14 protein-coding genes and 1 tRNA gene are annotated in these 14,830 nt (G+C 54.6%); 8 read left to right on the top strand and 7 right to left on the bottom strand.

Features of this window, described 5'->3' with window-relative positions; all coding sequences use genetic code 11:
* The first annotated feature begins 625 nt into the window (after positions 1-625).
* Entirely contained in the window at positions 626-1,540 is a 915-nt protein-coding gene (gene metA / locus DWZ82_RS11675) for a homoserine O-acetyltransferase MetA (protein ID WP_118360959.1), read from the top strand.
* Positions 1,541-1,617: 77 nt separating this feature from the next.
* On the opposite strand, the gene DWZ82_RS11670 is transcribed toward metA, so the two are convergent.
* The 5 genes from DWZ82_RS11670 to DWZ82_RS11650 form a co-directional block, all read right to left on the bottom strand.
* Positions 1,618-2,274, bottom strand: a complete 657-nt coding sequence (locus DWZ82_RS11670) for a redox-sensing transcriptional repressor Rex (RefSeq protein ID WP_118480993.1) — start codon at positions 2,272-2,274, stop codon at positions 1,618-1,620.
* A 39-nt stretch (positions 2,275-2,313) separates the two neighbouring features.
* A complete protein-coding gene (locus DWZ82_RS11665; protein ID WP_118480992.1) occupies positions 2,314-3,471 on the bottom strand; it encodes an isocitrate/isopropylmalate family dehydrogenase in 1,158 nt (385 codons plus the stop codon).
* A gap of 106 nt (positions 3,472-3,577) precedes the next feature.
* Positions 3,578-5,500: an aconitate hydratase gene (locus DWZ82_RS11660; protein ID WP_118480991.1), complete on the bottom strand. Its 1,923-nt coding sequence runs from the start codon at positions 5,498-5,500 to the stop codon at positions 3,578-3,580.
* Positions 5,501-5,820: 320 nt separating this feature from the next.
* Complete coding sequence (locus DWZ82_RS11655; RefSeq protein WP_118480990.1) at positions 5,821-6,666, bottom strand: type III pantothenate kinase; 846 nt, start codon at positions 6,664-6,666, stop codon at positions 5,821-5,823.
* A 26-nt stretch (positions 6,667-6,692) separates the two neighbouring features.
* On the bottom strand, positions 6,693-7,199 hold the full coding sequence (locus DWZ82_RS11650) for a metallophosphoesterase family protein (RefSeq protein ID WP_158575219.1): 507 nt from the start codon (positions 7,197-7,199) through the stop codon (positions 6,693-6,695).
* A 172-nt stretch (positions 7,200-7,371) separates the two neighbouring features.
* On the opposite strand from DWZ82_RS11650, the gene DWZ82_RS11645 reads away from it, so the two are divergent.
* The 3 genes from DWZ82_RS11645 to DWZ82_RS11635 are packed head-to-tail and all read left to right on the top strand — an operon-like array spanning position 7,372 to position 8,269.
* Positions 7,372-7,638: a hypothetical protein gene (locus DWZ82_RS11645; RefSeq protein WP_116705580.1), complete on the top strand. Its 267-nt coding sequence runs from the start codon at positions 7,372-7,374 to the stop codon at positions 7,636-7,638.
* Positions 7,639-7,650: 12 nt separating this feature from the next.
* The gene (locus DWZ82_RS11640; RefSeq protein WP_118480988.1) at positions 7,651-8,016 is read left to right on the top strand and encodes a hypothetical protein; all 366 of its coding nucleotides are present in this window, start codon (positions 7,651-7,653) and stop codon (positions 8,014-8,016) included.
* A gap of 13 nt (positions 8,017-8,029) precedes the next feature.
* A complete protein-coding gene (locus DWZ82_RS11635; RefSeq protein WP_118480987.1) occupies positions 8,030-8,269 on the top strand; it encodes a hypothetical protein in 240 nt (79 codons plus the stop codon).
* A gap of 168 nt (positions 8,270-8,437) precedes the next feature.
* Here DWZ82_RS11635 and DWZ82_RS11630 read toward each other — a convergent pair whose 3' ends face one another.
* Positions 8,438-8,935 (bottom strand): GreA/GreB family elongation factor, encoded by a 498-nt coding sequence (locus DWZ82_RS11630; RefSeq protein WP_118480986.1) that lies wholly within the window; start codon positions 8,933-8,935, stop codon positions 8,438-8,440.
* A 306-nt stretch (positions 8,936-9,241) separates the two neighbouring features.
* On the opposite strand from DWZ82_RS11630, the gene DWZ82_RS11625 reads away from it, so the two are divergent.
* The 3 genes from DWZ82_RS11625 to DWZ82_RS11620 all read left to right on the top strand — a co-directional run bounded on the left by DWZ82_RS11625 (position 9,242) and on the right by DWZ82_RS11620 (position 11,667).
* Entirely contained in the window at positions 9,242-10,885 is a 1,644-nt protein-coding gene (locus DWZ82_RS11625; protein WP_118360975.1) for a SulP family inorganic anion transporter, read from the top strand.
* A 201-nt stretch (positions 10,886-11,086) separates the two neighbouring features.
* A complete protein-coding gene (locus tag DWZ82_RS15880) occupies positions 11,087-11,209 on the top strand; it encodes a hypothetical protein (protein WP_256372561.1) in 123 nt (40 codons plus the stop codon).
* 384 nt (positions 11,210-11,593) lie between these two features.
* Positions 11,594-11,667: transfer RNA gene (locus DWZ82_RS11620), tRNA-Gly, on the top strand.
* A gap of 154 nt (positions 11,668-11,821) precedes the next feature.
* Here the strand turns inward: DWZ82_RS11620 and DWZ82_RS11615 are convergent.
* A complete protein-coding gene (locus DWZ82_RS11615) occupies positions 11,822-12,454 on the bottom strand; it encodes an inorganic diphosphatase (RefSeq protein WP_118480997.1) in 633 nt (210 codons plus the stop codon).
* A 192-nt stretch (positions 12,455-12,646) separates the two neighbouring features.
* Between DWZ82_RS11615 and ppk1 the strand changes: the two genes are divergently transcribed.
* The gene (gene ppk1 / locus DWZ82_RS11610) at positions 12,647-14,776 is read left to right on the top strand and encodes a polyphosphate kinase 1 (RefSeq protein WP_118480985.1); all 2,130 of its coding nucleotides are present in this window, start codon (positions 12,647-12,649) and stop codon (positions 14,774-14,776) included.
* Positions 14,777-14,830 lie beyond the last annotated feature (54 nt).

Here is a 14,830-nt window from a genome sequence, read left to right as displayed (position 1 = left end):
CATCCTGAGCCAGGATCAAACTCTCTAAAAATTGTATTAGAACGAAATTTCTTTCGTTTTAACCGACTTTAGAGTCTGACGTGTCACTTTATTTTAACTGGAGTTGTGACTTCCAGCGATTTACCAAGAGTAAAAAACTCTCGAAATTTCAGGTTCGCACTACAACCTTCGTTCTTTTGAACAAAAGTTTAAGCACATCGTTGTTTAATTTACAAGGTACAATCTGCTGTTTTCAAAGAGTTTTCACAACTTTTCGTTGTTCTTAACCGCTCATCAATAGCTTATTTAGTATATCAAAACCAGAAGCGTTTGTCAAGAACTTTTTTCGATTTATTTTTCAATCAATTTTCGTTCATCGACTCGATTCTATTTTGACCGCTGTCGAAACAGCTTATTCAGAATACCAAACTTTTCGCCGTTTGTCAAGAACTTTTTTCAAGTTCTTTTTGGTACGCTGAACCGCTGTTTGAAAACAGCTTATTTAGGATACCATCGTTCCCCCTGTTTTGTCAATAACTATTTTTCATTTTTCTGCATTTTATGCAAACCCTTGAGATACCGCCGTAAATCTGCTATACTGAATATATTATATAAAGATTTGTGAAGAGAAAAAGGAGGTGTCGGCTTGCCTATCAAGATAGCCGACAGTCTGCCGGCACGCGCCGTATTGGAGAGCGAAAACATTTTCGTTATGACCGAACACCGTGCCGCGACACAGGACATTCGTCCTCTTCGCATCGGTTTACTCAACCTGATGCCATTGAAAATCATTACCGAGACCCAGATCCTGCGCTGTTTATCCAACACGCCGATCCAGATCGAGGTCGATCTGATCCAGACCGAAACGTACCATTCCAAAAATACGCCGGAGGATCATCTTCTCACCTTCTACAAGACGTTCGACGATATCCGCGACCAGAAATATGACGGTTTTATCATCACCGGTGCGCCGGTAGAGACCATGCCGTTTGAGGAAGTCGAATACTGGAAGGAACTGACCGAGATCATGGACTGGACTAAAACGCACGTTCATTCCACGCTGCACATCTGCTGGGGGGCGCAGGCCGGTCTGTATTATCACTACGGTATTCCGAAGTACATGCTGCCCGAGAAAATGTCCGGTATTTTCAAGCACCATGTTCTGCTGCCGAAGGAGCCGCTGCTGCGCGGCTTTGATGATATCTTCTGCGCACCGCACTCGCGCCACACCGAGGTGCGTGCCGCCGACATCCGCAAAAACGATCGTCTGACCATTCTCGCGGAGTCGCACGAAGCCGGTGTGCACATCGTAGAGGCAATGAATGGCCGTCAGATCTTTGTGCTGGGTCACGGCGAGTACGACGCCGACACGCTCAAAAAGGAGTATGAGCGTGATCTGGCTAAAGGCATGAACCCGGAGGTGCCGCGCCATTACTTCCGCAACGATGATCCCAACGAGGACGTACTGGTGACCTGGAAGGCACATGCCAACCTGTTTTACACCAACTGGGTCAACTACTATGTGTACCAGACAACACCGTATTATCTGGACAAAATGTAATACCAAAGCCGCTCATCCATTGGATAGCGGCTTTTTTCGCACAAAAAAGGGAGTATCAAAAGATACTCCCTTTCGTTTTACAGGTTCTGCTCTCTTTCCCCGTCTGCTGCGCCGACCAGATGGCACAGTGTCATCAGGCTGTCCGACAGATGCACGTTTTCGACCGGAACGCCCAGTCCCTCCAAATGAAGGTCCTCGCCGGTGAAATTCCACAGACCGCGGATACCGCGCTCTACCAGACCGTGTGCGATACGCGGGGCATCTCCGCGCGGAATGGTGAGCACCGCCACATCCGGCTTGTTGCGCTCAATAAACTCCGCAAGCGTATCCGCGCTGCGTACCTCATGGCCGCCAAAGCGCTGACCAATGAGCTGCGGATTTGCGTCAAACGCACACAGCAGCTCAAAGCCGCTGGCAGAAAAGTTAAAGTTATTAAGCAGTGCACGACCGAGGTTACCGGCACCCAGCAGAATCGCCGTGCGGCCGGTCCGCAGACCCATGATCGCACCCAGCTCCTCCTGCAGTTTGTCGATATTATAGCCGTAGCCCTGCTGACCAAAGCCGCCGAAGCAGTTAAAGTCCTGACGAATCTGCGAAGCGGTCAGTCCCATGCGCTCTGCCAGTGCTTTGGAGGAGATACGCTGCTCCCCTTCAGCCTTCAGCTCACAAATATTCCGATAATAGCGAGGCAATCGCTGAATTACCGCTTTGGAAACCTCTTGCTTGTGTTCCACAGACCCTCTCCCTCTCTCAAATTCTATTTCTCGTGTAAATTACAGCTTAGCGATGGTATCCAGCACATAATCGGTAAATTCCTGTGCGGTTGCACCGGTATCACGACCGGTAACAACAACCTTGTGCTCCTCTACCATGCAGATATCAAGTGCTCGGTCGAGCTTCTTTGCCAGTTCGATTTCACCGATGTGCTCAAGCAGCATAACGGCTGCACGCAGTACGGAGGACGGATCCGCGTACTTTGCACGGCCTTCCTGTACCATACGCGGCGCAGAGCCATGAATTGCCTCGAACATCGCATAGCGCTTGCCGATATTGGCAGAGCCTGCCGTGCCGACACCGCCCTGGATCTCAGCGGCCTCGTCGGTGATGATGTCGCCGTACAGGTTCGGCAGAACAACGACCTTAAAGTCGCGGCGGCGCTTGTCATCGAGCAGCTTTGCGGTCATGATGTCGATGTACCAGTCATCAAACTGTACTTCCGGATACTCCTTGGCTACCTTCTGGCAGGTATCGAGGAACTTGCCGTCGGTGGTCTTGATGATATTCGCCTTGGTGACGCAGGAAACGCGGTTCTTGCCGGTCTTGCGTGCATAGTCGAAGGCCAGACGAGCGATACGCTCGCAGCCCTGCGAGGTAGCTACGGTAAAGTCGATGAACAGATCGTCGTCGATCTGCACACCCTGCGAACCGACAGCGTAGCCGCCCTCGGTGTTCTCACGGTAGAACGTCCAGTCGATACCCAGCTCAGGTACCTTTACCGGGCGCACATTGGCAAACAGGTCGAGACCCTTACGCATTGCAACGTTCGCGGACTCTACGTTCGGCCACGGATCACCCTTGCGCGGAGTCGTGGTGGGACCCTTCAGGATAACGTGGCACTTCTTCAGCTCTTCCATAACGTCGGGCGGGATAGCGCAGCCGAGCTCGGCACGGCGCTCGATGGTCAGACCGTCGATCACGCGGAACTCTACCTTACCGGCCTTTACCTTGTCCGCCAGCAGAACCTCCAGCGCGTGCTGGGCCATGCCGGTGATCATCGGGCCGATGCCGTCGCCGCCGCACACGCCGATGATCAGCTTGTCCAGCTTGGAGTAATCAATAAAATCGTCCTGCGCCTTCATATCCATGATACGCTTGCGCTGGCTCTCTACAACTGCCTCAAATTTATCCAGAACAGACTGGTCGATAGACATGGTTTTGTCCTCCTACACCATTGATATTATTTTAACAAAAGAAAATATGGCTGTCAAGTCCGACCAGAGAACCCGCTTGGCTCTCCGGTCGGCATAACGTCTTGACTTACTTGCTCTGCTGACGTGCGTACAGCAGCGTGCCGCCTGCAAGCAGTGCGTGACGCTGGCGCTCGGAAACCTCACAGTCGGCCTTGAAGGTCTTGCCGCCGCAAACAACGGTGACCTGCTCGCCGTTCTTCACTTCCTCGAGCACGTTCGGCAGAGAGATTTCATCCAGCAGATTGATCGCATCGTAATCCGCCGGATCGGCAAAGGTCAGCGGGATGATACCGGAGTTGACCAGATTTGCCTTGTGAATTCGTGCGAAGGACTTGCACAGTACGGCCTTTACGCCCAGATACAGCGGAACGAGCGCTGCATGCTCACGGGACGAGCCCTGACCGTAGTTTGCGCCGCCGACAATTACGCCGCCGCCCTGCTCCTTGCAGCGGGACGGGAACTCCGGATCGACGTTGATAAAGCAGTAGTTGGAGTAGTACGGCACGTTCGAGCGGTACGGCAGCAGTTTTGCGCCGGCCGGCAGGATGTGGTCGGTGGTGATGTTGTCCTCAGTCTTGAGAACGACCTTGCCGGTGTAGGATGCCTCGAGTGCCTTGCCCAGCGGGAACGGCTTGATGTTCGGGCCGCGAACGACCTCAACCTCAGCCGGATTCTCGGCCGGCTTTACGATCATGTTGTCATTGATGGTGAAATGCTCGGGCATTTCGATCTCCGGCATCTCACCGAGGGTGCGCGGATCGGTCAGCACACCGGTCAGTGCAGACGCTGCTGCAACCTCCGGAGATACGAGGAAGATCTGTGCATCCTGGGTGCCGGAACGGCCCTCAAAGTTGCGGTTGAAGGTACGCAGCGATACGCCGCCGGACTCCGGCGACTGGCCCATGCCGATGCAGGGACCGCAGGCGCATTCAAGGATACGCGCACCAGCCGAAATGATATCCGCCAGAGCGCCGTTCTGCGCCAGCATATTGAATACCTGCTTGGAACCGGGGCTGATGGTCAGCGAAACCTCCGGGCTTACGGTCTTGCCCTTGAGGATGGAAGCGACCTTCATCATGTCGTAATAGGAGGAGTTGGTGCACGAACCGATGCAGCACTGGTTTACCTTGATCTCGCCGATCTCGGATACCTTCTTGACGTTATCCGGCATATGCGGCATAGCTGCCAGCGGCTCGAGTGCGGACAGGTCTACGGTGTACTCCTCGTCATACTCTGCGTCCGGGTCGGAGGACAGCGGTACCCATACGTCGCCGCGGCCCTGTGCTTCGAGGAACTTCTTGGTTGCCTCGTCGGACGGGAAGATCGAGGTGGTAGCGCCCAGCTCAGCGCCCATGTTGGTGATGGTGGCACGCTCCGGTACGGACAGGGTCTTTACGCCCTCGTCTGCGTACTCTACGATCTTGCCGACGCCGCCCTTGACGGTCATCTGGCGCAGTACGTCCAGAATAACGTCCTTCGCAGATACCCACGGCGACAGCTTGCCGGTCAGGTTGACGCGGACCATCTTCGGCATCGGAATGTAGTACGCGCCGCCGCCCATTGCGACTGCAACGTCCAGGCCGCCGGCACCGAACGCCAGCATGCCGATGCCGCCGCCGGTCGGCGTATGGCTGTCCGAGCCGATCAGGGTCTTGCCCGGTGCGCCGAAGCGCTCCAGATGCACCTGATGGCAGATGCCGTTGCCTGCCTTCGAATAGTAGATACCGTGCTTCTTAGCGACAGAACCGATATATTTGTGGTCGTCCGCATTCTCGAAGCCGGACTGCAGGGTATTGTGGTCAATGTAAGCGACCGAGCGCTCGGTCTTGACCTGATCGACGCCCATCGCCTCAAACTGGAGATAAGCCATCGTGCCGGTGGCATCCTGCGTCAGCGTCTGGTCGATCTTGAGACCGATCTCCTGACCCAGTGCCATTTCGCCGTCTACCAAGTGCGCTTTCAAAATCTTCTGCGCGATTGTCATACCCATGTGTGTTTCCTTCGCTCCTTTATGTCCCGACGCGAAAGGCTTTCGCTTTCGCGCCCCATTCTCGTCAGAATGGGTGGTTGCGGCTTCCACAGCCTTCTCCACGGTGTAACCCACACCGTGCCCAAAAACAAAAATAGAAGTGGTGTTCGCATACACGAAACCACTTCTATTTTACAACATTCTATCGGTTTTGCAAAGCACTTTTCACCGCAGTGATTTGAAAAAGTTCAAGCCTTTTTCTGCGTTTTTTCAGCAGAATTACTGTTTTCGGCAGAAAGTTACTTGTGTTTGCTGAAAAAGCGGTTCCGCGGCAGCTCAACTCACTTGTTCTCCTGCCATGTACCTTCCTCGGTCACTTCGATGACGCTGCTGGTCATATCCAGCTTGCGGTTTTCAAACGCCTCGCGGTTGTTCTCGTAGATGAGACGCAGACCCTCGAGCGTCAGGTTCGGGTCCACATCGTCAATGAGGTCGCAGTATTCCGCCATCATGCGGCCCATGCCGCCGGTAGCGACGACTCTCGCCTTGCCGCCCAGCTCCTTCTGGATATCCGTGATAATGCCGGTCAGCGCGCCGACATAGCCGCGCACCGCACCGGACTGCATGGACTGCACGGTAGTCTTGCCGATGGCATTCTCCGGGCGCTCGATGTCCACGCGCGGCAGCTTGGACGCCTTGAGGAACAGCGCCTCCATCGCCACCTTCAGACCTGGGAAAATCGCGCCGCCCTGATACGCGCCGTTCTCGTCAATGGCGTCAAAGGTAGTCGCCGTGCCGATATCCACAATAATGAGCGGCTTGCCATACTTGCGAACCGCAGAAACCGCGTTGACCAGTCGGTCCGCGCCGACCTCGCGCGGGTTGGCATAGCAGTTTTCAATGCCGATATCCGCATCGCGGCCTGCAATGACCGGCTGCACAAACAGATACTTGCGGATGGCATTGATCAGCGTATACATCACCGGCGGCACGACCGATGCGATCACGACCGCCGTCGTTTCCGCGCAGCTGATCTCGTGGAAGTGATAATACTGCGCGATCAGCATGCCCAGCTCATCCGAGGTGCGCTCAGAATTGGTGGAAATGCGGAACGAGCCGCGCAGCTTGTCTCCGTCATATAAACCGAACACCATGTTGGTGTTGCCTACGTCGATTGCTAAAAGCATAATGTTCTCCTAATTTTCTATTTCTCTTACAGACTCTCTTTTCGCAGCAGACTGCCGTCCTCATCGACCAGCTCGAGCAGCGCAGCCCGTCCGTTCTCGACAGTCAGCCGAGCATAGCTGGCCGGGCCGCCGCGCGGCAGACTGATGCTGCCCGGATTGCATACCCACACGCCGTTCTCCCGCTCGAGCATCATGCGGTGCGTATGCCCGAAAAAGGCAAGCGCGCAGTGCTCCTCGTAAGCCCGCTGGGACACAATGCCGCTCGACAGCATGCCGACACGCTCACGGTGGCCGTGCGTGATATAAATCCGCACGCCGCCCGGTGTCACAACCGCATTCAGCGGCACATCGGGGTCAAAATCGTTGTTGCCCCGCACGCGGTAGATCGGCATGGCCGGGAACACGCGCTCGATCTCGCGAGCATCCTCGGCGTGATCGCCTAAGTGAATGACCGCATCCGGTTCTTCCCTGTCTACCGCAAAGGCCATTGCCATGTTATAGCCGTGGGAATCTGCAAATATCAGCACTTTCATGTTGTTCCCTCTCTCTGCGCCGCACATATAGCTGTATTTTACACCGAGTATCCCGCGATGTAAAGTAATTTTCTTGCGATCAGCCACAATTTATTTCCCTGTGCACACACTTCTCCTCCCGGCGGCATATACTGTCATGAAACAACTTCTTATGAGAGAGGACGGGACGCGAATGGATCAGAACGAACTGCTCCGCAGACTTGCGGCACAGGCCGGCGGTGACGCGGCGCTCGAACGGCTTTCCGGTGCGCTCGGCACCGCAGACGGCAGGCGTGCGGTCGAGCAGCTGTCCGCACAGCATGCCGATGAGTTGGAACAGGCCGCAAAAGCCGCTCAAAGAGGTGACATGCGCAGCGCAGCACAGGCAGCGCAAAAACTCATGCAGACACCCGAGGGTGCGCGGCTTGCCGCTCAGCTTCGGCACATTTTCGGCAAATAAGGAGGCGTTTGGATGGAAAACGATATGCTTTCCTCGCTGCTGAGCGACCCGGAGTCACTGCAGAACGCGATGAAAACCGTGTCCGACCTGCTCGGCGGTCAGCCGTCCGCACAGGCAGAGCCGCAGAGCACCTACGATCCGGCCTCCGAAATGATGCAGAAGGCGCTTCCGGTCATCGGCGCGATCGCGCAGAGCGGGCAGAATGCCGTAAAACCGGAAAAACGTGCACTGCTCGGTGCGCTCAAGCCGTTCGTTGCCGAGGAGGTCTCCGGCCAGTTCGACCGTGCCCTCCGTCTGGTCAGCATGGCTCGGATGGCGCGCGCGGCACTCGGACAGGTGAACCTCTCTACAGACGATACCGCGCCGCGAACCTTATAGGAGGTGCTGACCCATGTATAACCGCTATCTTGCCGCCGCAGAGCAGACCGCACCGGAAACAAGCGAGCCGCCGCAGAGCAGCACCTTTTCCGGTCTCGGACGCACGCTGAATGAGCGTCTGCAGGGTGTCCGGCTGGACATGGATACTATGATCGCCCTGCTCATCGTGTGGTTCCTGCTGATGGACGATGACGGCGTGGTGGATTGGGAACAGTTTCTGCTCACCGCCGCCCTGCTCCTGTTTGGGCTGTGAGTACATGAAAAAACTGCTGCACCGAAGTTTATGCAGCAGTTTTTATTTATCATGTTGAATAATGGAAAATGGAGAATTGAGGATGGAGAATGAAGGTATCGTGCATAGCACGATTATTTAATCCGCGCCTTCGGCGCGCACATTCATTTTCCATTCTCCATTTTCCAATTACAAAATAGGTCCCGAGCCATCATCCTTCTCCTTGGTGATGGACTTGATCACAACAGTATAGCTGTCGCCCTCTTCGGTGGTGACATCCACCCGGTCACCGACCTTTTTGCCGAGCACCGCCTTACCGAGCGGTGCCTTGCAGCTGATTCTGCCGTTCAGCGGATCACACCGCACGGTCGTTACCACCTGAATGGTATCCGTGTCATCATCGTCCTCAAACAGCAGCTCCACCTTATCGAACAGACCGACCTCATCCGCGCCCGCTTTATCCTCAATCACATGCGCGGATTTAATCATGCGCTCCAGATAGCGGATGCGGCTGCGGTTGCGGTTCTGCACCTGCTTGGCGGCTTTGTATTCAAAATTTTCACTCAGGTCGCCGAACGCGCGTGTGCGCTTGACCTCCTCGATCAGCTCGGGCATCAGCTCCAGCTTGCGGTGGTCCAGTTCCTTCTGCATCATTTCAATGTCCTGTGCGGTCAGATCGTCATGCATAGCTTTTCATTTCCTTTCATGCTTCCATGCTCATGCCTTAGATTATATGCTGTTTAGCGGAATTTTGCAACGCCTGTCCTCCCGTCAAATTTCCGCATGGTCAACTTCACGTGATAACCGCGCAGAATGTTCAACAATTTGCACAATTTTCTATTTTTCTGCCATTTTGATTTGCTGTATCGTTTTCTATATGATATACTGTTGCTATACGCCTGTACACCACAAAGCAGGGTGCTGACGTTTTCCGTTGGCCGCCCTGCTTTTTGCTGTGTACGGGAGAATCACGAAAAGGGGAATAAAAACATCATGGGAACTGCATTTTTGCGGCAGCTTCAGCAGGAATTCAAGGGCTACAACGGGCAAAAGCTGGCCAAGGACCTGATGGCCGGTCTGACCGTTGCGGCAGTGGCGCTGCCTCTGGCACTGGCGTTCGGCGTATCGGCCGGTGCGACGGCGGCCTGCGGCCTGGTTACAGCGATTGTTGCCGGTCTTATCATCTCGGCGCTGACCGGCGGCTATTATCAGATTTCCGGTCCGACCGGTGCGATGGCAGCCATTCTCGGCTCGCTGATCGCGACCTACGGCATGCAGGGCATGTTCGTGGCAACCTTTCTCGCCGGTGCACTGCTCATCCTTGCGGCGGTGCTGCACCTCGGCAACCTGACCGCCTTCGTACCCGCGCCGGTTATCACCGGTTTTACCTCGGGTATTGCGGTCATCATCGCGATGGGTCAGATCGACAACTTCTTCGGCACGCACTCGGAAGGGGCCAGTGCGATTGCGAAGATCATCTCGTATAAGGATCTCGGCTTTCATCCGGATATTGCTACCACACTGATTGCGCTTTTTGTCGTTCTGCTGATGGTGTTCTTCCCGAAAAAATGGAACGCGGTCGTACCGGCCTCACTCATCGGCATTATCATCGCAACTGCGGCAACGATGATTCTGAAGCTCGATATAGCAACCGTCGGCGAGATTCCGAAAACGCTCATGCTGCCGGATCGTCTGTCTCCGGCACAGATTGACTGGAACACGGTTCCTGCTCTGTTGGCACCGGCATTCTCCATCGCGGTGCTGAACATGCTCGAAAGCCTGCTGTGCGGTGCGTCTGCCGGCCGCGCGACCGGCGTCAAGCTCAACAACGATCAGGAGCTGTTCGCACAGGGCGTCGGCAACATGGTGCTGCCGATGTTCGGCGGCATTCCGGCGACTGCTGCTCTGGCGCGCACCTCGGTAGCAGTTCGCTCGGGTGCGCAGACCCGTCTGACCGGTATCTTCCATGCGGTCGGTCTGTTGATCATGATGTTTCTGCTCGCGCCGGTCATTCAGAATGTGCCGCTGGCCGGTCTGGCAGGCGTGCTGATGGTCACTGCATGGCGCATGAACGAGTGGCACGCCATCAAGTACATGTTCAGCCACCGTTTCAAGGGTGCCATGGCGAAATTTATCGTCACCATGATCTGCACCATCGTATTCGATCTGACGGTTGCGATCGTAGTCGGTGTCGGTCTCGGCCTGATTCTGATGGTTGCCCGTCTGTCCAAGCTGCAGATCAACTACGAGCGTGTTGACATGTCCCGTATCAAAAACAACGACGAGGCGCTGAGTGAACGTTACCGCAACGCAATGGTCGCTTACATCACCGGTCCGCTGATCTTCGCCAACATCGACACCATCGAGCAGCTGACCGAGCGTGTCGGCACCTGTGATACGCTGCTGCTGTCCATGCGCGGTGTGCCGTATATTGATATTTCGGCAGCACAGGCGCTGATGGATATTCTTCGTTCGCTGCACGAAAACGGTGTGGATATCGTACTGTGCGGCCTGCCGAGCAGTGCCATGAATATGATGCACCGCTCCGGTATTTATGATATGGTCGGTGAACAGGGCTTCTACTGGAGTGTGGAACGTGCTCTGCTGGACCTTCGTCCGTATACCGGCAAAAAGTAACAATGCACAAGGCGTATGTTTGAGGCATGCGCCTTTTCTTTTATGGATATTATACAAATTCTTTTCATGGTTTTAATGCAATATAACGAAATTGCGTCTTGCGTTTTTTCTGAAATGCGCTATACTAATATCGTAATCAGAAAGAACAGAAAAAATGTTAGCTGCACCCGTCAGAAGACGGATTAAAGGAGGCTCATTATCATGACTAAGAAGAATTACATCCGCACGCTCGGTACGATCGCTGAATCCATGTTTATGCAGAACCCCGGCTACTCCTGGAGAGGCAGCACGGCTTGCCGCGATTTCTCCAAGACCCGCAAGTAAAATAAACAATAGAAAGACCGCTGTATGATTGTACAGCGGTCTGAGGCTGTCGAAAAACTAACGTTTTCCGAGCAGCCTCTCGATCGAAACCACGCTTTCGATCGAATTTCGAAGAAAAACCGCGCCTTGCAGGCACATTTTTTCTTCCCTTGTATAAATTCCGAGGTACACGCCCCCGGAATTTATGAATTTGCTCCGCAAATTCTATTTTATGCGTGCTGCCGCACAAAGCACAAGAGTTGAAATGCTGCTTTTTCGACAGACTGAGACCGCTGTATGATTGTACAGCGGTCTTTTTCCGGTTTGCACGGTGGAAACACCACGGATTCCCCGTCCGGGCACTTGACAAAAGCCCGTCAGACCTTTACAATAATACTGTTGTCTGCAGGGTTAGTTCATCGGTAGAACGGTCGCTTCCCAAGCCACAGAGGCGGGTTCGATTCCCGTACCCTGCTCCAAAAAACACAGCCATCCAAATGGATGGCTGTGTTTTTTTCATATAACGGGTGCCGAATCAAACGCACGGTTTCGCCCGAAGAGCAAGAGAAGCTCCCCGGAGAGACCCGTGTCACGCCGCTCGTTGATGCGAAAGCTGTCCTCGGCTCTATGTACTTAGCCCTTGCGGATATCCTTAATGAGCTTTTCCTTCTCCTTGGCCTCCTTCTTTTCTTCCTTGAGGCGCTTTTTCTCCGACTCGTATTCCTTACTCGGACACTTGCCGCAGTAATGAACCTCATATCGCTCGATACAGTCCTTGATCACCTTGACTGCCACCGAACGCGTCAGCGCGTCCGACGTTGCGGTGTACTTGTGCTCCAGACTCTTGTAAATCTCGAAGAAATGCGCGATCTCGTTGCCGTGATGCGGCGGCAGCTGGTCGATATCATGATAATAGTTCCAGTTCGGGTCCTCGAACGGAATGGCGATGATCTTATCGTCGATCTCGTCATCATCAATCATGCGGATCACGCCGATCGGATAGCAGTCCACCTCGACCATCGGGTCAAGCGTTTCACTGCACAGCACGAGCACATCCAGTGGATCGCCGTCGCCCGCATAAGTGCGCGGAATAAAGCCATAATTGGCCGGATAATGCGTTGAAGTATACAGAATACGATCCAGCCGCAGCAGACCGGTCTGCTTGTCCAGCTCATACTTTTTCTTGCTGCCTGCCGGAATTTCAATGACTGCCGTAAAGCTCTCCGGCGTTACGCGACTCGGATCAATGTCATGCCAGATGTTGATCATATCTGATTTTCTCCCTCTTTCTTCTTATTTTATATCCACAGTATAACAGACCTTTTCATTTCCCGCAAGACCTGCGGAGGAAAGAAACTTTTTATACATTTTACATGAAACGCATTGTTCCTTTACAAAAGCGCAGTATAATAGTAACGATAGAATGACGGCGTATGCCACCACGAAGGGGGACATGATATGACACAGAAGATTTGGGAGCAGGGCTACACCCAGAATCGTGAGCTTTCGTGGCTGCAGTTCAACGCCCGCGTGCTCGCCGAGGCGGAGGATGAGAACGTGCCTCTGCTCGAGCGTTTCAAATTCCTCGCAATCTTTACCAGTAATCTGGATGAGTTCTTCATGATCCGTGTCGGCAGCCTATGCGACATGGCCGCCGTGGACAAGGAGCATACCGACAGTAAATCCGGTCTGACCGCCAAAGAGCAGCTGCATCTGATCTACAAGGCGGTTGTGCCGCTCTATGCACGTCGTGACGCGGCGTTCTCCGATGTGGACAGCAAACTGAGTGCGATTGGTCTGCGCCGACTGACAATGGATTCGCTTGCGCCGGACGAACAGAAATACATCAAGCGGTATTTCAAAGATATCATTGCGCCGGTTCTCTCGCCGCAGATCGTGGACTCGCACCATCCGTTCCCGCACCTTGAGGGCAAGGTGCTGCATATTGCCGCGCTGCTCAGCCACAAAAAGACCGAACGGCTCGGTCTGCTGCCCGTGCCCGCATCGCTGCCGCCGGTTGTGTTCCTGCCGGAGACACCGTCGCGCTATATTCTCACCGAGGATATTCTGCTCGCCTACGCTGACCATGTGTTCGAGATGTACGACGTACTTGAAAAGACTGTGCTCTGCGTTACCCGCAATGCGGATATTCAGGTGGACGACGAGACCTTCGGCGTAGAAAGCGGAGATTTTCGCAAAAAGATGGAAAAGCTGCTGCGGCAGCGCCGCCGCATGGCTGTCGTCCGCGTGGAGATCAACCGTCCCATCAGCGACCACTTCAAAGAGCACTTCCGCAGCCGCTTTGAGGTCAGCGATGCACAGATTTTCCTGTCGCGCACAGCACCGCTCAAGCTCGGGTATGCGTTCTCGCTCGGCGAACACCTGCCGGAAAAAAAGCGTGCGTTTCTCAGCGACGCGCCCTTCACGCCGCAGCAGCCGGCCATGCTGTCTGCCGGTCAGAGTCTGCTCAAGGCCGCTCTGCAGCGGGATATTCTGCTGTCCTATCCGTATGAGAGCATGGAGCCGTTCCTGCAGATGATTCGTGAGGCGGCAAACGACCCGGCTGTACTGGCGATCCGCATCACGATTTACCGGCTGGCAAGCAAGGCAAAGCTGGTCGAATACCTGTGTGCTGCCGCCGAAAACGGCAAGGACGTTACCGCACTCATCGAGCTGCGCGCGCGCTTTGACGAGCAGAACAACATCGACTGGTCCGAACGCATGGAAGAAGCCGGCTGCAAGATCATTTACGGCTTTGAGGATTACAAGGTGCACTCCAAGATCTGCCTGATCACCCGCAGAGAACGCGGAACCGTCCGCCATATTACGCAGGTCGGCACCGGCAACTACAACGAGAAAACCGCCAAGCAATACACGGACGTGTCGCTCATCACGACGGATGAGCGAATCGGTCAGGACGCAGGCGCGTTCTTCAACAACATGGCGCTCGGCAACCTGTCCGGACGCTACAGCCGCCTGTTCGTCGCGCCGACCAGCCTGAAAAACAACATTCTGGCGTTGATGGACGAGCAGATTGCCAAAGGCAAGGACGGTTACATCCTGCTTAAGTTCAATTCGCTGACCGATATCGACGTAATCGCCAAGTTGCGTGAGGCATCCTGCGCAGGCGTTACAGTCGAGATGATCGTGCGCGGCATCTGCTGCCTGCTGCCCGGTGTGCCGGGCCACACCGAGAACATCACAGTGACGAGCATTATCGGACGTTTTCTTGAGCATTCCCGCATTTATGTGTTCGGCCGCGGTGTCGAGGAAAAAATGTATATCTCCTCCGCCGATCTGATGACGCGCAACACCGAACGCCGCGTTGAAATTGCCTGTCCGATCGACGATCCTGCCGTCCGCGCCCGCCTGCATGATATTCTCTATGCCATGCAGCACGATACTGTCAAGGCGCGTGTGCTGCAGCCGGACGGCACCTACTGCAAAAAGCCTGCCGTTCAGGACCCCATCTGCGCACAGGATCTGCTTATGCAGCAGGCCATTGAGAACGCCCGCAAGCAGGCCGCACAGCCTGCGCCGCATCCGGGTTTCCTCGAGAAGATCCGAAAATGGTTCTCCGGTTTCTAAACAAATAGACTGTCGAAAACTTCGTTTTCCTGACAGACTGAAAAAGAGAGGCTA

Source organism: Butyricicoccus sp. AF35-5AC (assembly GCF_003477715.1).
In the GTDB taxonomy this organism is placed as follows: Bacteria; Bacillota; Clostridia; order Oscillospirales; family Butyricicoccaceae; genus Agathobaculum; species Agathobaculum butyriciproducens.
This window is presented reverse-complemented; position numbering and strand designations above follow the sequence as displayed.